Raw genomic sequence first — 18,994 nt, forward strand, 5'->3', positions numbered from 1 at the left:
GCAGTAGGAGAGCTGGCTCAAAAATGCCGGCCGAGTTGTCCGGGCATGCAGTTTTGGACGCTTTTCCAGCCTGATATGTCCCTCCCCCCTGCCGTTCCGCTTCCTGGCTTCTTCGCTGCTGTCGGGCGGGTGAGTCGACTCGACGGCTGTTCCGGAACCGTGCGCGGGGAGGGGTCGGATTCACGCCACGGCATCGACCGGCACAGGAGTTAAGCCCTTGCTCCTCCTGTTCACGCTGTGCCTATGGTGATCACTGAATCCGGCGTACTGACCATGCCGCCGGAACGGGGGAGGTTCCTGATGTCGCCGTGCCGTCTGTCATGCGCACATCTTCTTCGCAGTCGTGCCGCCACGCCGCGCCTCTGAGCTGTCCCGCCTCCCGGTGAGGCCGCCCCTCGTCAACCCCTCCCGGTCCCGTGCCGGATGGGGGTGCCGTCACGCCCGGTCCGCGGACACGACCTTTGTGAAGGAGAGCCACGCCCATGGCCGATGCGATGGTGCTCAAAGCCCAGCAGTTCATCAACAGTACCTACGACAAGGGTGCGAAGCTGGGCATATCGCGGCTCGTCGAGGACGGCGAGACCGGATGGACCGTCATGTTCGCCCTCACCCGGGCGCTCCAGTACGAGCTGGGCATCGCCGGCCTGTCGGACAACTTCGGCCCCGGCACGCTCTCCACGCTCCAGTCGAAGTACCCTCGCATCGGTGCGTCGGGTGTCCCGGCGAACATCATCCGGATCGTCCAGGCCGGCCTGTACTGCAAGGGGTACGACGGCGGCGGCGAGATCGACGGCAAGTACAACGACCGTGTCCGCGACGCGGTGATCAAGCTCAAGAAGGACATGGGCGTCGACTTCGCCTACCCCGGCGGTGATGTGGTCCCGAAGGTGTTCAAGGGCCTTCTGAACATGGACCCGTACATCACCGTCAACAACGGCTCCGCCCAGATCCGCGCCGTGCAGCAGTGGATGAACGGCGAATTCGTCCACCGCCGGGACTTCTACATCATCTCCTGCGACGGCCATCACTCCCGTACCGTCGCCCAGGCGATGCTCTACGCGGTCCAGTACACCATCGGCATGGCCGACGGCGTCGCCAACGGGGTGTTCGGCCCGGGCACCCAGGCGGGTCTGAAGGAGCACACCCTGTCGGTCGGATCGTCCGGTACCTGGGTGCAGTTGTTCACGGCCGGCATGCTGCTCAACCAGCGCTCCGTCTCCTTCGGCGGCACCTTCACCGCCGCCCACGCGGAAGCGGTCCGCTCGTTCCAGTCGTTCGTCAAGCTCCCCGTGACGGGGAAGGGCGACTTCTCCACCTGGGCCTCCCTCCTCGTCTCCTACGGTGACCAGAACCGCAAGGGCGCGGCCTGCGACGGCGTCACCAGGATCACGCCGGATCGCGCCAAGGCGCTCAAGGCCGAAGGCATCACCTACGTCGGGCGCTATCTGACCAACCCGATCCCCGGCGGCGGCAAGGTCCCCGAGAAGGAGATCCAGCCCGGCGAGCTCCAGACGATCGCCGAGCAAGGACTGCGCTGTTTCCCGATCTACCAGACCTTCGGGCGAGGCGCGGACGACTTCAGCTACCCCCTGGGGCGTGCCGCGGGGCAGGCCGCGATCAACGCGGCACTCGACCACGGCTTCAAGTCGGGTACGAGGATCTTCTTCGCCGTCGACTTCGACGCCTACGACTACGAGGTCACCGACAACATCCTGCCCCACTTCAAGGGCATCCAGGACGCCATGCGCGACGACGGCAACCGCTACGGCGTCGGCGTCTACGGCCCCCGCAACGTGTGCACGCGCGTGTCGGACGCGGGCCACGCCTCGGCCTCGTTCGTCTCCGACATGTCCTCCGGCTTCTCCGGGAACTTCGGCTACCCGCTCCCCGAGAACTGGGCCTACGACCAGATCGTCACCAAGACCGTCGGCTCCGGCAGCGGATCGATCAACATCGACGTGAACATCGCGTCCGGCCGTGACACCGGTCAGGGATCCTTCAACAAGCCCAGGGGCGTCCTCGCCGACACCAGCCTGGACCCTGGTCTCGTGCAGGCCATGATGACGGACGTCGGCAAGTACATGGAGTCGATCGGCTTCCCCAACGACGGCGGCGTGCGGAAGTGGCAGCACTGGAAGTGCTTCACGACGACCGTGGTCGACTACGACTCCGACATCACCTTGTACGCCTACCGCTACAAGATGCGAAAGGCCCTCATCCAGACCTCCGCCTACTGGGAGATGCGACACGTCGACGCGGTCGACGAAAGCGCGGACCTGGCCGTCATCACGGCCTATGAGATGTCCGGAACCTTCAAGGACACCTCCACCGGCATCTGCCAGATCTTCGGCATCACGGCGACACGGGCATGGAACCACGCCGTCAGCAAGGGCTACGTAACCGGCAGCGCCAAGGCCATCAACGACGACACCCTCTACAGCATGTGGCGCAAGTGCCGGGACGACGACCAGTTCGCCCTGTCGATCGTGCCCCTGATCCACCTCTGGAACGCCGACGGAGCGCCGGGCAGCGGGAGCGACGAGACCACGCTGCGTCCCATGCGCCTGGACTACACGGAGAACGAGGTCTACGAGGTCCTGCGGCGCTACCAGGGCACGAACGACGAGGCGAAGGCGCACGCCAAGAAGCGTCTGGCGCTGTATCAGGTCATGGAGAAGTACAACGCCATCGCCCGTAACCCGTGACAGGCTGCGAGCATGTCGGGAGACGAACCATACGCAGGCCACAACCCCGTCGTCGTGCTCCTGCTGTCGCTGGCCGGACTCATCGCCACCCCGGGGCTCGCGATCTACGCGGTCGTGACGCTGATCCGGGCCGGCCGGAGACGGACCCGGGCAGGCCTGCTCAAAGGGGCGGCGATCCTCGCCTGGGTGGCGACGGTCGGCATGTACACCTGGGGTGTCCTGCACCTGCTGTTGCTGGACGAACACGCTCAGGCCGCGGCCTGCACGAAGGTGCTGGGAGGCCCTGACAAAAGGTCCGAGGTCGTCGTCGACCGCTATGAGACCTCGTTCGTCCCCCTGCGCTTCGGGTGCCACGTCAAGGGCGGGAAGACGTACGAAGCCGCCATCCCGGGCTACCTGAACCCCGTGGCGGGGGTGTCGGCGGTGAGCGCTGTCGCTCTCACCGCATGCGCTGCGCGTTCCCGCACCCACCACAAGGAGAGAACTGCGTGACTGTGAACATCTCGCGGCGTGCGGCCCTGCGCCGTGCCGCCTTCCTGGCCGCCGGCACCGCCGTCGCCGCGGGGACGCTGACGTCTCCCGTCCACGCGGCAACGACGCAACCCGAACCGGACAAGATCCGTGAAGCGATACGGAAGGCGCAGGAACGCAACAAGCGAGTCCTCAGCGGCACCCCGTCGACGAACGGGTGGGAGATGGAGAAAACCGCGGACGACCACGGGCACGTCTACACCAGACCTGTCCCCGGCACTCCCGTCGACGGCGTCCAGATCCGCATGGGCGACGTCGAGACCGTCCTCGTCCATGTGATCCGCCGCTTCCACTACGAGATCGGCGAACTGCGCCGGGGCGATGTCACCGGCTGGCGTCGCCCTTCGACGGTCCGCAAGGGCCTGGCCGAGTCGAACCAGGCCTCCGGCACGGCGGTCCAGATCCGGCCGGGTCACTACCCCTCCGGCACGCAGGGCGGTTTCTTCCCGCAGCAGACGGTGGTGGTCCGGGACATCCTCGCCGAGTGCGACGGCGTGGTCCGGTGGGGTGGGGACGACAAGCACCCGGACGAGGCGCTGTTCTACCTCGACGTCGAGCCCGGCGACGGCCGGCTGGCGGCGACCGCGGCGAAGATCCAGGGCTGGGAATGGGTTCCCGGCAAGGGTGCCGGATCGGGCGCCGACCCGCTCCAGCCGGCGCGGAAGCGGACCGCCGAACGCCTCGCCCGGCAGCAGTCCTGAACCGAACGGCAGCCCGCAGGAAGTGACGGGCTTCGACGAAGGGCCGGTCCCCGCACCGCGGGGACCGGCCCTTCGTCGAAGGCGCGCTCAGCTCCGGTTCAGCTCGAACCAGACCACCTTGCCCGTGCTGAGCCGGGTCGCGCCCCAGCGCCGGGCCATCCGGTTCACCAGGTACAGCCCCCGGCCGCCCTCGTCGGTGGCCCGGGCCTGGCGCAGTCGCGGCAGTTGGGGCACGTCGTCGCCGACCTCGCAGCGCAGCACGTCCGTGCGCAGCAGGCGCAGCGTCACCGGCCGTGAGGCGTACCGCACCGCATTGGTGACGACCTCGCTGACGAGCAGCTCCACGGAGTCGCTGAGCTCCTCCAGGCCCCAGCGCTGCAACGCGCGCCGGGCCAGCCGGCGGGCGCGGCCCGGAGCGGCGTCCTCCGGCTCCAGGAACCAGTACGCCACGTCGCTGGGCGCGATCCCGTCGAAACGGGCGGCGAGCAGCGCGATGTCGTCGTCCCGGTCACCCGGGCCGAGCATGTCGAGCACTTCGTCGCACAGCGCTTCCAAGGGCGGCGGATGGTCCGGCCCGGTGAGCTGCGCGACCGCGGCGAGCTTCTCCCGCAGCTGCTCGATGCCCGTCCACACATCGCGCAGGCGCGACTCGACCAGGCCGTCGGTGTAGAGCAGCAGGGTCGCACCGGCGGGCGCGTCCAGCTCCACGGCCTCGAAGTCCACGCCGCCGACGCCGATCGGGGCACCGGCCGGCACGCGCAGCACCTCTGCGCGGCCGCCCAGGTGGAGCAGGACGGGCGGCGGATGACCGGCGTTGGCGATGGTGATGCGATGCGATACCGGGTCGTACACGGCGTAGAGGCAGGTCGCCATGCGGTCCACGCCGAGGCGCTGGGCCTGTTCGTCGAGGTGGTGCAGGACCTCCTGCGGCGGCAGGTCCAGGCCGGCGAGGGTCTGGGCCGTGGTGAGCAGCTGGCCCATGATGGCGGCCGAGGTCATGGAGTGCCCCATGACGTCACCGACGACCAGGGCGACCCGGCTGCCGGGCAGCGGGATCGCGTCGTACCAGTCGCCGCCCACCCGGGCCGTTTCCGCGGCCGGCAGGTAGCGGGAGGCCAGCCGCACGCCCGTCGGGCGGGGCAGCGTCTCGGGCAGCATGGTGCGCTGGAGCTCGTCCGCGATGTAGGCCTCGCGGCCGTACAGCACCGCCTTGTCGATGCCGAGGGCGCTGTGCGTGGCGAGCTGGGCGGCCACCAGCAGGTCGTCCGGCTCGAACGCCATGCGCTCGGGCCGGCGCAGGAACAGCGCCGCACCGATGACCCGGCGCCGGCCGCGCAGCGGGGCGAGGATCGCCCGCTGCCCGTCCGGCACGCCGAACTCGCCGCCTTCACCGAGCAGTTCCGGCAGTGCGGCCCGGGCCGCCGGAGCGTCCGTGAACACCGGGCGCACACCCCGCAGGACCTCGGCGAGCGCGCTGCCGGGCCGCACCTCGCACAGCTCGGCGCCGACCGTGTCCAGCTCGTTCGGCTCGGGCTGCGCGGCCGGCAGGAAGCCGTTCTCCGTGTCGCGCTCCGCCGGTATCCGGTCGGTGCGGCGCAGCCGCAGCACCAGCGGGCCGGTGGGCCGCTCGTCGCCGACGGGCAGCGGGTCGCGCAGATAGACCAGGATCGCGTCGGAGAAGGTGGGAACGGTCGCCCGGCACAGCCCCATCACGATCTCGTCCAGGTCGATGCCGCGGGCGATCCGCCGGGTGGCGGCCCCCACGAACCTGAGCCGGTCGCCGTCCCGCCGCATGGGCGTGGGCCGGCCCGGCGGCAGGCTCTGGCCGCTGCGCCGCTCCTGCCCGTCGGCGTTCACCCCGGGTCGGTCTTGTTCGTCGGCCGGCTGGACCGGGATGCCCTCGGGTGCGGGGCGCGGCCGAGGCGTCTCGCGCTCGGCGGTCTGCTCGGCACCCGGCTGAGAGTGCTCGAAGGCGGGGTCGCTCACGGTGTCCTTGCCCTTGCCGAACGGCGTGGAAGTGCCCGGCTCCGACGTGCCCGGCGTGCTGTGTGCCGTCGTGGCCGGAACGGTGACGTCGCCGCCGGGGCGGCCCTGTACCGGTAAGGTGCCCGCGCCCGGCGCACGCGCCGGTGTCGGGGTATGCGCGAACGCCCCGCGGGGATCCGCGGGGTCGACGCCCGTCTGGGGGCGTTCGAACGAGGTCGGCTGCTCCGTCACGCGTGTCGAATCCATCCGTCCGGGGCTGCGCGCCGCGCGCGCAGTTGGTCCCGCCGAAACTCCGATACCCGGAATACGTGCCCCAGGAACGGAATTCCCGCGTGGTCAGAGGTTGTTCCTGTGCCACCGGCGGACCGTCTGCGGCCCGCAGGGGCCGTCTGACGGCCCCTGGGGCCCGTGGCGCAGGCCCTTCCGGTGTTGCCCTCGTACCCCTCGCTCACGTCCTGCCGCCCCTCGGTGACGATCGGTCAAGCCCAGCGCGTGCTCCGGTAGTTGCCACCGCGCGCCCTTGCGGAGGACGATCCTACGTTTCTTGCCCGGGGGCGCATCAAGGGTCTCATGAGGACACATGCGCGGGCGTACGATCCCAGTCCTCCGGCAGTGACGGTACAGCCCAGGAGGGATCCGGGCGCCAGTGCTGCCAGCCTTCCGAGAACGGCGGGCCCCAGGCGCGGATCACCTCCACGGCGTCCCGCCCCGCCGCCTGTACCTTTTCCGCCTGTTGGTCGTCCATCAGCCCGTCCCGCCGGGCTTGTGCGAACTCGTCCTCGTCCCGCCAGTGCCAACTCCGGTCGGAATGGACGGAGATGTCCAGGAAATGGTCGACGGAGTCGACGCCGCCCGCCCAACGGGTGAGCGGCTCCTCCAGGTTCACGTACCAGTTCTTGAACTGCCAGCCCGGCTCCCAGAACAGCCACACCGACCAGGGTTCGCCGGGCCGGGCGAGCTTCAGCACACCCGTGCCGAACCACCGGTCGCGCTGCACGGTCCGCGGCTTGGTGTAGCGCGACTCCAGCGGTTCCAGATGCACGGGCGTGCCGTCGGCGAGCACGGGCTTCACACACTCGGTGCCGGGCGCCAGCCACACGGCGAGCAGGTCGGCGTCGTCCCGGACGACGGTGACGGGGCGCGCGATGTGCACGTGCGTGCCGCCGTTCTCCCGGTACCGCCACAGGATCCGGCTCCCGGGCGCCCAGAAGCCTGCCGCACCACCCGTTTCCACGCGTCTCATCGCTCCACCGTCTGCCATGAACAGATATTAGGTGCCGTAGGCATACGACGCTGCGGCGCGTGTCACGGTTCACGCGCCGGGCACACGAACGCCTCGGCTTGTCACGGGTGTGTCATCCGCAGGACATCGAGCGCCTCGTCGAGCTGCTCCGCGGTGAGGTCACCGCGCTCCACGTAGCCGCCGTCCAGCACGACCTGACGGATCGTCTTCCGTTCGGCCATGGCCTTCTTGGCGACCTTGGCGGCCTCCTCGTAGCCGATGTACTTGTTGAGCGGGGTGACGACGGACGGGGAGGACTCGGCGTACTCCCGCGCCCGCTCGCGGTTCGCGGTGATGCCGTCCACGGCGCGGTCGGCCAGCAGCCGCGTCACGTTGGCGAGCAGCCGGATTGACTCCAGCACGTTCTTCGCGATGACCGGCAGCATCACGTTCAGCTCGAAGTTCCCGGCGGCGCCGGCGGTCGCGACGGTGGCGTCGTTGCCGACGACCTGCGCGGCGACCATCAGCACGGCCTCGGGAATAACCGGATTCACCTTGCCCGGCATGATCGAGGAGCCGGGCTGGAGGTCGGGCAGGGCGATCTCGGCCAGGCCGGTGCGCGGCCCGGAGGACATCCAGCGCAGATCATTGGCGATCTTCGTCAGCCCGACCGCGATGGTCCGCAGCTGCCCGCTGGTCTCGACGATGCCGTCCCGGGCGCCCTGCGCCTCGAAGTGGTTCCGGGCCTCGGTGAGGGGTAGCCCGGTGGTGCGGGCGACCTCCCCGATGACGGCGGCGGAGAAGCCGGGCGGGGTGTTGATGCCGGTGCCGACGGCCGTGCCGCCGAGGGGCAGTTCGGCGAGCCGGGGGAGGGAGGCATGAAGCCGCTCGATGCCGTACCGCACCTGGGCCGCGTACCCGCCGAACTCCTGGCCCAGCGTCACCGGCGTGGCGTCCATCAGGTGCGTCCGCCCCGACTTCACGACATCGGCGAACTCCTCGGCCTTGCGCTCCAGGGAGGCGGCGAGGTGCTCCAGGGCGGGGACCAGGTCGCGCGTCACGGCGGCGGTGGCGGCGATGTGGATCGAGGAGGGGAAGACGTCGTTGGACGACTGGGAGGCGTTGACGTGGTCGTTGGGGTGCACGGCGCTGCCCAGCCGCTCGCTCGCGAGCGTGGCGATGACCTCGTTGGTGTTCATGTTGGACGAGGTCCCGGACCCGGTCTGGAACACGTCGACCGGGAAGTGCGCGTCCCACTTCCCCTCGGCCACCTCCCCGGCCGCCTCCTGGATCGCCCCGGCGATGTCCTTGTCCAGGACCCCCAGCTCGGCGTTGACCTTGGCCGCCGCGCCCTTGATCCGGGCCAGTGCCTCGATGTGCGCCCGCTCGATGCGCTGCCCGGAGACGGGGAAGTTCTCCACGGCGCGCTGGGTCTGGGCACGCCACTTGGCGTGGGCGGGCACCCGCACCTCGCCCATGGAGTCGTGCTCGGTGCGGTACTCGGTGCTGTCCTGCTCGTCGGTCATCGACGATCACCTCCACGTGTCACAGCGTCAGCGCCGCGACCACTGTTCCCGGTGGAGGTGAATCGTCACCGCCGTTCTCGGGCGAGTCCGGGGCCGCGTACCGGAATGGAGGCGAACGCGCGCGCCCGTGTCACTCGGCCCGTGGGGCGTTCGAGGACGAGGCCCTTCCGGGCCGACGGGGGTCCAGGGGGCTCTGCCCCGGGAGAGGGGTCGAAGGGGCGGCAGCCCCTGGGGAAGGGAACGGGCAGGGGCGGCGGAGACATCCTCTTCCCGCCGCGCCCGAGGCACTACGCCAGCCCGGGGCCCCGCACCGGGACGTCGGCGCCGGGTCCTGGAAGAAGTCGTTGCTCTTGTTCGTCCGGCGGCACCACTCGCCCCGTCCGGCGTTTGAGGACGAGGCCCGTTCAGGGCCGACGGGGGTTCAGGGGGCAGAGCCCCCTGGGTTCGGGGTCCCAGGGGCAGCAGCCCCTGGGGCGGGACGGGCAGGGGCGGCGGGGGCGGGATCCGTCTCCCGCCGCGCCCGAGCCACTACGCCAGGCCAGGGCCCCGCACCGGGATGCTGGTGAACGTGGGCGACGGCGCAGGATCTTGGAAGAAGTCGTTGCCCTTGTCGTCGACGACGATGAACGCCGGGAAGTCCTCGACCTCGATCTTCCAGACGGCCTCCATGCCGAGCTCCTCGTACTCGACGACCTCGACCTTCTTGATGCAGTCCTGGGCGAGGCGGGCGGCCGGGCCGCCGATGGAGCCCAGGTAGAAGCCGCCGTGCGTGTCGCACGCGTCCGTGACCTGCTTGCTGCGGTTGCCCTTGGCCAGCATCACCCTGGAGCCGCCCGCGGCCTGGAACTGCTCCACGTAGGAGTCCATGCGGCCGGCCGTGGTCGGGCCGAAGGAGCCCGACGCGTAGCCCTCGGGCGTCTTGGCCGGACCCGCGTAGTACACCGGGTGGTCCTTCAGGTACTGCGGCATCTCCTCGCCCGCGTCCAGCCGCTCCTTGATCTTGGCGTGCGCGATGTCGCGGGCCACGACCAGCGGGCCGGTCAGGGACAGGCGGGTCTTCACCGGGTACTTGGTGAGCTCGGCGAGGATCGTCTCCATCGGCTGGTTCAGGTCGATCCTGACGACGTCACTCTCGTCGAGGTGCTCGTCCGTCGTCTCCGGCAGGAACCGCGCCGGGTCCGTCTCCAGCTGCTCCAGGAAGACACCCTCGGCCGTGATCTTCGCGACGGCCTGGCGGTCGGCGGAGCAGGACACGGCGATGGCGACCGGGCAGGACGCGCCGTGCCGCGGCAGGCGCACCACGCGCACGTCGTGGCAGAAGTACTTGCCGCCGAACTGCGCGCCGATGCCGATCTTCTGCGTCAGCTCGAAGACCTTCTGCTCCAGCTCCTTGTCCCGGAAGCCGTGCCCGAGCTCGGAGCCCTCCGCCGGGATCTCGTCCAGGTAGTGCGCGGAGGCGTACTTGGCGGTCTTCAGCGCGTACTCGGCCGACGTGCCGCCGACCACGATCGCCAAGTGGTACGGCGGGCAGGCCGCCGTACCCAGCGAGCGGATCTTCTCCTCCAGGAACCTCATCATGGAGGACTCGTTCAGGACGGCCTTCGTCTCCTGGTACAGGAACGACTTGTTGGCCGAGCCGCCGCCCTTCGCCATGAAGAGGAACTTGTAGGCGCCGCCGTCGGCCGCGTACAGCTCGATCTGCGCGGGGAGGTTGGAGCCGGTGTTCTTCTCGTCCCACATGGTGAGCGGGGCCATCTGCGAGTAGCGCAGGTTCAGGTTCTGGTACGCGTCGTAGATGCCGCGGCTCAGGGCCTCCTCGTCGCGGCCGGCCGTCAGCACGTTCTGCCCGCGCTTGCCCATCACGATCGCCGTGCCCGTGTCCTGGCACATCGGCAGCACGCCCGCTGCCGCGATGTTCGCGTTCTTCAGCAGGTCCAGCGCCACGAACTTGTCGTTGCCCGACGCCTCGGGGTCGTCGATGATGCGGCGCAGCTGGGCGAGGTGGGCCGGGCGCAGGTAGTGCTGGATGTCGTGGATGGCCTCCTCGGCGAGCTTGCGCAGCGCCTCCGGCTCCACCTGGAGGAAGGTCCGCCCGTCCGGCCCCTCGACGGTGGAGACACCCTCGGAGGTCACCAGCCGGTACGGGGTGGTGTCCTCTCCCTGGGGGAGCAGATCGGTGTACGCGAACTCAGGCATCTCAGCCCATTCCTCACTCGGCAGACGGCGGCCCGCCTCCATTGGCGGGCGCCAACCAGCGTAGAACCTGCCGCTGACGGCGAGCTTGTGAGGTAAGGCTCAGTTCGTCACACCCGGCCGCACCGCACGGGGGCGCCACCGAGGGGTGTCGCGATCTATCGTGTTTCGGTACGCTGCTGTCGTGGACCTTCAGAAGCAGGACCTTCAGCAGAGCGCGCCCGCCGTGTCCGAACTCCGCGCCTCCGACGCCGAGCGCGACCGCATCGCCGACATCCTGCACGACGCCCTGGCCGAAGGCCGCCTCACCGCCGACGAGCACGCCGAGCGCGTCGAGGGCGCGCTGCGCGCCAAGACGGTCGGCGAGCTGGAGGTCTTCATACGGGACCTGCCCGCGGCCCACCGCCAGGGCCCCGGCCCCTCCCCGGCTCCCGCCCCGCACCGCCCCACCGCCGGCGCCATCCCGATCGACCCGGACGACAACGTGGTCGCGGTCTTCAGCGGCGCCGTCCGCAAGGGCCGCTGGCGTGCGGGCCGCCGTATCCACGCGTACGCGGTCTTCGGCAGTGTCGAGATAGACCTCAGCGAGGCCCTCTTCGACCATCAGCAGGTCGTCGTCAAGTCGTTCGCGATCTTCGGCAGCGTCGAGATCCGCGTCCCGGAGAACGTGTCGCTGCGCGGCACGGGCAGCGGCGTCCTCGGCAGCTTCGAGGTGGACACCCTCGACTCGGGTGATCCGCAGGCCCCCATCGTCTACGTCGACGGCTGGGCCGTCCTGGGAAGCATCGAGGCGCGACCGAAGCGGGGCAAGGTGGTCGCGGACATCCTGGACCGGGTGCAGCGCAAGGTCGACAGGAGTTTGCGCAAACACCTGGGGCATTGACAGGCGCGAATCCCTCGAATCCGGCGGTTCGGAACTCAGTGCATAGGCGCGCGTACAGCGGGTAGGCCTTGCTGCATCGTCTCTCGCTCGCGAAGCCGTCGTCAGGAGTAGACCGTGCTGCAACCGCCGCATTCGTCCGTGCAGGTAGCTGCCGTTCCGGCCCCGCGGGTGCCAGCGCGAGACAGGGACCAGGACGCCCCGTGGCACACCGAGGCGGTGTGCCGTCGTGACGAGGCCGGCCTGTTCTTCGCCCCGTCCAAGGAGCCGACCGCCGCGAGACTGTCCCGGGAGGAAGCGGCGAAGCGGGTCTGCGCCCGCTGCCCGGTGATGGTCGAGTGCCGCGAACACGCCCTGCTCCAGCCCGAGCCCTACGGCGTCTGGGGCGGGCTCACCGCCGCGGAGCGCCGCGTGGTCCTGGCCCGGCGCCGCCGCCGTGACATGGAGCTGAAGAAGGCGGCCCGCCCGGCGAACCAGATAGCGGCGGCCGGCTGACGGCCGAGCGCGCAAAGGGGCGTCGCGTCCGAGAAGGGCGTCCCAGCAGGGCGTACAGGAACGGCATACGAAAAGGGCGTCCCCACCGCACCGGGGACGCCCTTTCGCTGTGCCGTTCTTCCGCTCCTCGGCGCTACTTCCCCTTGTCGAAGTCGATCGCGCTGTAGGCCCGCAGCTTGCTCAGCCGGTGCTCGGAGGAGATCCGGCGGACCGTGCCCGACCGCGACCGCATCACGATCGAGTCGGTCGTGGCGTTCTCCGCCCGGTAGCGAACCCCCCGCAGCAGCTCCCCGTCCGTGATGCCCGTGGCCACGAAGAACACGTTCTCCCCGGTGACGAGGTCCTCGGTCGTCAGCACTCGGTCGAGATCATGCCCCGCGTCGATCGCCCGCTGCCGCTCCTCGTCGTCCTTGGGCCACAGCTTGCCCTGGATCGTGCCGCCCAGGCACTTCACCGCGCAGGCCGAGATGATGCCCTCGGGCGTACCGCCGATACCGAGCAGCAGATCGACGCCCGTGCCCTCGCGCAGCGCCAGGATCGAGCCGGCCACGTCGCCGTCGGAGATCAGCTTGATGCGGGCCCCGGTTTCCCGGATCTCGTTGATGATGCCCTCGTGCCGCGGGCGGTCCAGGATCACCACCGTCACGTCCTCCGGCGCGGACCGCTTCGCCTTGGCGACCCGCCGGATGTTCACCGACACCGGGGCGTTGATGTCGACGAAGTCGGCCGCCTCCGGCCCGGTGACGAGCTTGTCCATGTAGAAGACGGCGGACGGGTCGAACATGGACCCGCGCTCGGCGGCGGCCAGCACCGCGATCGCGTTCGTCATGCCCTTCGCGGTCAGCGTCGTGCCGTCGATCGGGTCGACGGCGATGTCGCACTCCGGCCCGGTCCCGTCGCCCACGCGCTCCCCGTTGAACAGCATGGGGGCTTCGTCCTTCTCGCCCTCGCCGATGACGACGACGCCGTTCATCGAGACCGTGGAGACGAGGGTGCGCATGGCGCGTACCGCGGCACCGTCGGCGCCGTTCTTGTCACCCCGCCCGACCCAGCGGCCCGCGGCCATCGCCGCGGCCTCGGTGACCCGGACCAGTTCCAGGGCGAGGTTGCGGTCGGGGGCTTCGGAGGGCACATCGAGTTCGGACGGCAAATGATGATGCTCGGTCATCGGAGCGCACCTTTCTGTACGACGACGGCCGGATGAGGGCTTTGCCGCCGACTCTATCGCCGAGCCCGCAAAATGAGCAGGGGCCCCCACGGATGAGCGCGGCAGGGACCTGCGACGATAGGGGACGTGGCAGGCGAGAACGGCAAGCAGAAGACGGCGCGGGACATGATCCTCTCCATGGGAGTCATCCTCCTGGTGGCGGGCTTCGTGTACCTCTTCATCCCGCACGACGACAGCGCGCCCGACGTCAAGGCCGTCGACTACCGGGTCGAACTGCTCACGGCACGCCGCGCCGCCTCCTACCCGGTGGCCGCGCCCCAGGGCCTGCCCGACACATGGAAGGCCACCTCCGTCCGCTTCCGGGGCGACGAGTTCGACGCCTGGCACCTCGGCTTCCACGATCCCGAGGGGGAGTACGTGGCGGTCGAGCAGTCCACTCAGCGGCGCCCCGTCTTCCTCGACGACGCGACCCAGGGTGCACGGGAGACCGGGAAGAGCGAGAAGATCGCCGGTGAGACGTGGACCCGTTACGAGGGCGGCCGGTACGACGCGCTGGTCCTGGAGGGCACCAAGGGCTCGACGACGGTCGTGACGGGCACCGCCTCGTTCGCGCAGCTGACCAGGATGGCCGAGGCGCTGCGGACGAAGTGAGCGCGCATGAGGAAGGCCCCCGGCGGATGCCGGGGGCCTTCCTCATGCGCGTCGCTCAGACGGTCGTGACGACCTGGTCGAAGCCCAGGCGCGGGGAGCGCGGGTGCCAGGCGTCCGGGCCCGGGCGGCCGATGTTGACGATCATCAGCGGGGTGTGGTCGTCGTCCAGGAACTCCTTGCGCACACCCTCGAAGTCGAAGCCGGTCATCGGTCCGGCGGCGAGACCGGCGGCGCGGACGCCGACGATGAAGTACGCGGCCTGGAGGGCGGCGTTCAGCGCGGCGGCGTTCTCGCGGACCGGGCGCTCGGCGAAGAAGACGTCCTTGATCTGCGGGGCGGCCGGGAACAGGTGCGGCAGCTCCTCGTGGAACTCGTTGTCCGCGGAGAGGATCGCCACCAGCGGGGCGCTCGCGGTCTTGGGCCGGTTGCCCTCGGCCATGTGCGCCACCAGACGCTCGCGGGCCTCGGGGGAGCGGACCAGGGTGATGCGCAGCGGTGTCTGGTTGAAGGCGGTCGGACCGTACTTGACCAGGTCGTAGATCGCCTGCACCTGCTCATCGGTCACCGGCTCGTCGGTGAAGGTGTTGGCGCTGCGGGCCTCACGGAACAGAAGGTCCTGGGCTGCGGGGTCAAGAACGAGGGACATGGATGCACTTTCTCGCGACTGTCGATCCGGATGACCGGCTGACGTCTTCGACCGTACGCGAATGAAGTTCAACGTTCAACCAATGTGGGAGTGTCGTGCACCACGAACCGAACGCCCATGTTCACTCCGCGTTCTCGTCCTGCGCGGTCTCCTCCGCCAGCGCCGCGTCCAGCCGCGCCCGGGCCCCCTCCAGCCACCGCCGGCACACCTTGGCCAGCTCCTCGCCCCGCTCCCAGAGCGCGAGGGACTCCTCCAGCGTCGTACCGCCCGCCTCCAGCCGCCGGACGACTTCGATCAGTTCGTCCCGCGCCTGCTCGTACCCGAGCGCCTCGCCCGTGCCCGGTGTCTCGTCAACCTCGCTGGTCATCCACCCACCCTATGTGTCCACTCGTACGGAGAACTCACCCTCGGAGACCCGCGCGCGCAGGGCCTCGCCGGCCGTCACCTCGCCCGGGTCGCGCACCGCGTGCCCGTCCGCCCTCTGCAGCACGGCGTACCCGCGCTTCAGGGTCGCGGCGGGGGAGAGGGCCACCACGCGCGCGTGCGTGTGCGACAGCTCCGAGTCGGCGCGGTCGAGCTGGTGCCGCAGACAGCGCCGGGCCCGGTCCAGCAGGTCCGCCACCTGGTCGGCGCGCATGTCGATCATCCGGTGCGGGTCCTGTATCGACGGCCGCGCCAGCGCCTGCGCCAGCCCCCGCTCCTCCCGGTCCACCAGCGCCGCCACGCACCGTCGCGCCCGGTCCCGCAGCAGCCGCACCCGCTCGTACTCCTCGCCGACGTCGGGCACGACCTTCTTGGCGGCGTCGGTCGGGGTGGAGGCGCGCAGATCGGCGACGTGGTCCAGCAGCGGGTTGTCCGGTTCGTGCCCGATGGCGGACACGACGGGCGTACGGCACTGCGCGACCGTCCTGATCAGCTGCTCGTCGGAGAACGGCAGCAGGTCCTCCACGCTGCCGCCACCCCGGGCGACGATGATCACGTCCACGTCGTCGAGCGCGTCGAGCTCCTTCACCGCCTGCACGACCTGCGGCACGGCGTGCACGCCCTGCACGGCGACGTTGCGCACCTCGAAGCGGACCGCGGGCCAGCGGTGCCGCGCGTTCTCCAGGACGTCCCGCTCGGCGGCCGAGGCCCGTCCGCAGACCAGCCCGACCAGCTGCGGCAGGAACGGCAGCGGCTTCTTGCGCTCCGGCGCGAACAGCCCCTCCCGGGCGAGGGCCTTCTTCAGCTGCTCCAGGCGCGCGAGCAGCTCACCGACCCCGACGGGCCGTATCTCGGCGGCCCGCAGCGACAGCTGGCCGCGCGGGGCGTACCACTCGGGCTTGGCGAGGACGACGACCCGGGCGCCCTCGCTCACCACGTCCGCGACGGCTTCGAACACCTGCCGGTAGCAGGTGACGCTCACCGAGATGTCGTACGACGGGTCCCGCAGCGTCAGGAACACCACCCCCGCGCCCGGCCGCCGCGACAACTGCGTGATCTGCCCCTCGACCCACACCGCCCCGAGCCGGTCGATCCAGCCCCCGATGAGCCGCGACACCTCACCGACGGGCAGCGGGGCTTCCGGAGTCGTGTTCACAGCCATGTCCGCGAGGGTAGTGGGCGCCACCGACAACACCGCTCACGTCCCCCGCGCGGGGCCGTGCCGGTCTTCGCCGGAGCGTCACACGGACGGGATCTTCGACCCGCCCAACGCGGCCTTACGATGGGACGCATGTCTGCTTCGCCTGGCCGCCGTGTCCTGCTCGCCGCCCCCCGTGGCTACTGCGCGGGTGTGGACCGCGCCGTGATCGCCGTCGAGAAAGCCCTGGAGCAGTACGGCGCTCCGGTGTACGTCCGGCACGAGATCGTCCACAACAAGTACGTCGTGCAGACCCTGGAGAAGAAGGGCGCGATCTTCGTCGAGCAGACGGAGGAAGTGCCCCCGGGGAACATCGTCATGTTCTCCGCGCACGGCGTGGCCCCCGTCGTCCACGAGGAAGCCGAGCGCGGCAAGCTCGCCACCATCGACGCCACCTGCCCCCTGGTCACCAAGGTCCACAAGGAAGCCGTCCGCTTCGCGGGCGAGGACTACGACATCCTCCTGATCGGCCACGAGGGCCACGAGGAGGTCATCGGCACCTCCGGCGAGGCCCCCGACCACATCCAGCTCGTCGACGGGCCCGGCGATGTGGCGAAGGTCGAGGTCCGCGACCCCTCCAAGGTCGTCTGGCTCTCCCAGACCACGCTGTCCGTCGACGAGACCATGGAGACCGTCGACGCCCTGAAGGACAAGTTCCCGCAGCTCATCTCCCCGCCCAGCGACGACATCTGCTACGCCACGCAGAACCGCCAGCTGGCCGTGAAGCAGATGGGCGCCGAGTCCGACCTGGTCATCGTGGTCGGCTCGCGCAACTCCTCCAACTCCAAGCGGCTCGTCGAGGTCGCCAAGATCGCGGGCGCCCGTGAGGCGTACCTCGTGGACTTCGCCGACGAGATCGACGAGGCCTGGCTGGAGGGCGTGACCACGGTCGGCGTCACCTCGGGCGCCTCCGTCCCGGAGGTCCTGGTCGAGCAGGTCCTGGAGTGGCTGTCGCAGCGCGGCTTCGAGGACGTCGAGATCGTCAAGGCGGCCGAGGAGTCCATCACGTTCTCCCTGCCCAAGGAGCTGCGCCGCGACCTGCGCGAGGAGGCGGCGTCGCTGGTCGCCGAGCGCGGTGGCGTTGGCGCCGGGACCGGTGAACATTCCGCGAAGTGACCGGGTACGGGCCGGGCAGTGACCGCTGTCGGGCCTGTGACTGTCAGTCGTTCGTCGTAACGTAGGGCCATGCAGATCTTCGGAGTGGACATCGGCGGATCCGGGATCAAGGGTGCGCCGGTGGACCTGGACAAGGGCGACCTGGCGCAGGAGCGCCACAAGGTCCTCACCCCCCACCCGGCCACACCCGACGCGGTGGCCGACGGCGTCAGGCAGGTGGTCGGCCACTTCGGCTGGACGGGCCCCGTCGGGGTCACGTTCCCGGGCGTGGTCACCGACGGAGCCACGATCCGCACGGCGGCGAACGTCGACGACAGCTGGATCGACACCGACGCCCGCGCGCTGCTCGGCGAGCGGCTGGGCGGACTGCCGGTGACGGTGGTCAACGACGCGGACGCTGCGGGCGTCGCCGAGATGCACTTCGGCGCCGGCCGCGACCGCCGGGGCACGGTGATCCTGCTGACCCTCGGCACGGGCATCGGCAGCGCCGTCTTCGTCGACGGCGTCCTGGTCGCCAACACCGAGCTGGGCCACCTGGAGCTCGACGGGCACGACGCCGAGAAGCGGGCTTCCAGCAAGGCCCGCGAGGACCACGACATGGCGTGGGAGCACTGGGCGGTGCACCGCGTGAGCAGGTACCTCGCCCACGTCGAGATGCTGTTCTCGCCGGAGCTGTTCATCATCGGCGGCGGTGTCAGCCGCAAGGCCCACAAGTTCCTGCCCCACATCGAGGGCATCAAGGCCGAGATCGTCCCGGCGCAGCTGCAGAACAACGCGGGGATCGTGGGCGCGGCGATGCGGGCGGCCGGGCGCTGAGACCCGTCCGTACGGGGTCACGCGCCGGGCGTACGGGGGAGGTCACACCGGCGGCCGGGCCCCGGCCGTCCGCCGCCGGTGCACCAGCCTGATCCGCCGGACGATCACGATCAGCCCGGCGATCAGCGTCCCGCCGTACAGCCAGCCGGCCTGCGTGGCGAGCCCCGTCAGCAGGCTCATCAGCCTGCTGCCGGTCCCTCCCTCGCCGTCGGCCAGCGGCAGCAGTCCCACGGCGAACGCGATCGGCACCACGACGGGCGCGGTCATCAGGTCCCCCCGGCGCACCCAGAGGGCGGTCAGCGCGCACACCGGCAGGAACAGCACGCCGTACGCGGTCAGGGACGCCCCGGGCAGCGCCGAGCAGAGCGCGCCCAGCAGGAACATCACCACCGCGCAGAACAGCCCGCTGCCCAGGCCGGTCAGCCGGGGGTTCGGCAGCCGGCCGGCGGTGAGCGCCGGTGCGGGCGCGGGCCGTCGTACCGGCGCCGGGCGGCGCTGCGGGCCGGGCGGCCGGGGCGGCCGGGGCGCGCGCACGGGCTCGCCCCCCGCTCCGCGTCCCGCCTGGGACGGCACGGGTTGCCGGGGCGGTCCGGGAGGCCTGGGCCGGTCCCGTCGCGGTCCGGACTGTCGCGGTCCGTACTGAGGAGATCGCGTCCTGTATTGCTCCACCGCACCAACTTAGGTCGTTCAATATGCCGAATAGCCCTTCAGACACGCCGTCGGCCGCGGCTTGGCCA

General features: G+C 70.4%; 17 protein-coding genes. 8 read left to right on the forward strand and 9 right to left on the reverse strand.

Annotation, left to right across the window (positions count from 1 at the left end):
• Positions 1 to 482: 482 nt before the first annotated feature.
• Genes A4E84_RS25975 through A4E84_RS25985 form a run of 3 tightly spaced genes read left to right on the forward strand, consistent with a single transcriptional unit; the run spans position 483 to position 3,937 of the window.
• Positions 483 to 2,705: a glycoside hydrolase domain-containing protein gene (locus A4E84_RS25975; RefSeq protein ID WP_062928852.1), complete on the forward strand. Its 2,223-nt coding sequence runs from the start codon at positions 483 to 485 to the stop codon at positions 2,703 to 2,705.
• Positions 2,706 to 2,717: 12 nt separating this feature from the next.
• Positions 2,718 to 3,197 carry a hypothetical protein gene (locus tag A4E84_RS25980; RefSeq protein ID WP_062928853.1) on the forward strand — a complete coding sequence of 160 codons (480 nt, stop codon included), beginning with the start codon at positions 2,718 to 2,720 and terminating at the stop codon, positions 3,195 to 3,197.
• Positions 3,194 to 3,937: a hypothetical protein gene (locus tag A4E84_RS25985; RefSeq protein WP_062928854.1), complete on the forward strand. Its 744-nt coding sequence runs from the start codon at positions 3,194 to 3,196 to the stop codon at positions 3,935 to 3,937. Before A4E84_RS25980 ends, A4E84_RS25985 begins: the two co-directional genes overlap by 4 nt.
• Before the next feature lie 87 nt (positions 3,938 to 4,024).
• Here the strand turns inward: A4E84_RS25985 and A4E84_RS25990 are convergent, their stop codons facing one another.
• The 4 genes from A4E84_RS25990 to A4E84_RS26005 all read right to left on the reverse strand — a co-directional run bounded on the left by A4E84_RS25990 (position 4,025) and on the right by A4E84_RS26005 (position 10,867).
• A complete protein-coding gene (locus A4E84_RS25990) occupies positions 4,025 to 6,169 on the reverse strand; it encodes a SpoIIE family protein phosphatase (protein WP_062928855.1) in 2,145 nt (714 codons plus the stop codon).
• A gap of 322 nt (positions 6,170 to 6,491) precedes the next feature.
• On the reverse strand, positions 6,492 to 7,184 hold the full coding sequence (gene fomD, locus A4E84_RS25995; RefSeq protein WP_079129120.1) for a cytidylyl-2-hydroxypropylphosphonate hydrolase: 693 nt from the start codon (positions 7,182 to 7,184) through the stop codon (positions 6,492 to 6,494).
• An 83-nt stretch (positions 7,185 to 7,267) separates the two neighbouring features.
• Positions 7,268 to 8,671: a class II fumarate hydratase gene (locus A4E84_RS26000; protein ID WP_062928857.1), complete on the reverse strand. Its 1,404-nt coding sequence runs from the start codon at positions 8,669 to 8,671 to the stop codon at positions 7,268 to 7,270.
• 528 nt (positions 8,672 to 9,199) lie between these two features.
• The gene (locus A4E84_RS26005) at positions 9,200 to 10,867 is read right to left on the reverse strand and encodes a fumarate hydratase (RefSeq protein WP_062928858.1); all 1,668 of its coding nucleotides are present in this window, start codon (positions 10,865 to 10,867) and stop codon (positions 9,200 to 9,202) included.
• A 181-nt stretch (positions 10,868 to 11,048) separates the two neighbouring features.
• Here A4E84_RS26005 and A4E84_RS26010 point away from each other — a divergent pair, with 181 nt between their 5' ends.
• A complete protein-coding gene (locus A4E84_RS26010; protein WP_062928859.1) occupies positions 11,049 to 11,747 on the forward strand; it encodes a DUF1707 SHOCT-like domain-containing protein in 699 nt (232 codons plus the stop codon).
• A 114-nt stretch (positions 11,748 to 11,861) separates the two neighbouring features.
• On the forward strand, positions 11,862 to 12,239 hold the full coding sequence (locus tag A4E84_RS26015; protein ID WP_079129121.1) for a WhiB family transcriptional regulator: 378 nt from the start codon (positions 11,862 to 11,864) through the stop codon (positions 12,237 to 12,239).
• Positions 12,240 to 12,372: 133 nt separating this feature from the next.
• Here the strand turns inward: A4E84_RS26015 and glpX are convergent, their stop codons facing one another.
• The gene (gene glpX / locus A4E84_RS26020; protein ID WP_062928860.1) at positions 12,373 to 13,407 is read right to left on the reverse strand and encodes a class II fructose-bisphosphatase; all 1,035 of its coding nucleotides are present in this window, start codon (positions 13,405 to 13,407) and stop codon (positions 12,373 to 12,375) included.
• A gap of 126 nt (positions 13,408 to 13,533) precedes the next feature.
• Between glpX and A4E84_RS26025 the strand changes: the two genes are divergently transcribed.
• Entirely contained in the window at positions 13,534 to 14,058 is a 525-nt protein-coding gene (locus A4E84_RS26025; RefSeq protein ID WP_062928861.1) for a DUF4245 domain-containing protein, read from the forward strand.
• 55 nt (positions 14,059 to 14,113) lie between these two features.
• Here the strand turns inward: A4E84_RS26025 and A4E84_RS26030 are convergent, their stop codons facing one another.
• The 3 genes from A4E84_RS26030 to xseA form a co-directional block, all read right to left on the reverse strand.
• The gene (locus A4E84_RS26030; protein WP_062928862.1) at positions 14,114 to 14,704 is read right to left on the reverse strand and encodes a malonic semialdehyde reductase; all 591 of its coding nucleotides are present in this window, start codon (positions 14,702 to 14,704) and stop codon (positions 14,114 to 14,116) included.
• A gap of 121 nt (positions 14,705 to 14,825) precedes the next feature.
• Positions 14,826 to 15,071 (reverse strand): exodeoxyribonuclease VII small subunit, encoded by a 246-nt coding sequence (locus A4E84_RS26035; protein ID WP_062928863.1) that lies wholly within the window; start codon positions 15,069 to 15,071, stop codon positions 14,826 to 14,828.
• 9 nt (positions 15,072 to 15,080) lie between these two features.
• Positions 15,081 to 16,289 (reverse strand): exodeoxyribonuclease VII large subunit, encoded by a 1,209-nt coding sequence (gene xseA / locus A4E84_RS26040; RefSeq protein ID WP_062928864.1) that lies wholly within the window; start codon positions 16,287 to 16,289, stop codon positions 15,081 to 15,083.
• A gap of 120 nt (positions 16,290 to 16,409) precedes the next feature.
• Here xseA and A4E84_RS26045 point away from each other — a divergent pair, with 120 nt between their 5' ends.
• Both A4E84_RS26045 and ppgK read left to right on the forward strand, forming a co-directional pair.
• Positions 16,410 to 17,441 (forward strand): 4-hydroxy-3-methylbut-2-enyl diphosphate reductase, encoded by a 1,032-nt coding sequence (locus tag A4E84_RS26045; RefSeq protein WP_107308376.1) that lies wholly within the window; start codon positions 16,410 to 16,412, stop codon positions 17,439 to 17,441.
• Positions 17,442 to 17,510: 69 nt separating this feature from the next.
• The gene (gene ppgK, locus A4E84_RS26050; protein WP_062928866.1) at positions 17,511 to 18,257 is read left to right on the forward strand and encodes a polyphosphate--glucose phosphotransferase; all 747 of its coding nucleotides are present in this window, start codon (positions 17,511 to 17,513) and stop codon (positions 18,255 to 18,257) included.
• Positions 18,258 to 18,299: 42 nt separating this feature from the next.
• On the opposite strand, the gene A4E84_RS26055 is transcribed toward ppgK, so the two are convergent.
• Complete coding sequence (locus tag A4E84_RS26055) at positions 18,300 to 18,926, reverse strand: DUF6542 domain-containing protein (protein ID WP_062928867.1); 627 nt, start codon at positions 18,924 to 18,926, stop codon at positions 18,300 to 18,302.
• Between the last annotated feature and the right edge of the window lie 68 nt (positions 18,927 to 18,994).

Origin of the sequence: Streptomyces qaidamensis, from assembly GCF_001611795.1 — a bacterium.
In the GTDB taxonomy this organism is placed as follows: Bacteria; Actinomycetota; Actinomycetes; order Streptomycetales; family Streptomycetaceae; genus Streptomyces; species Streptomyces qaidamensis.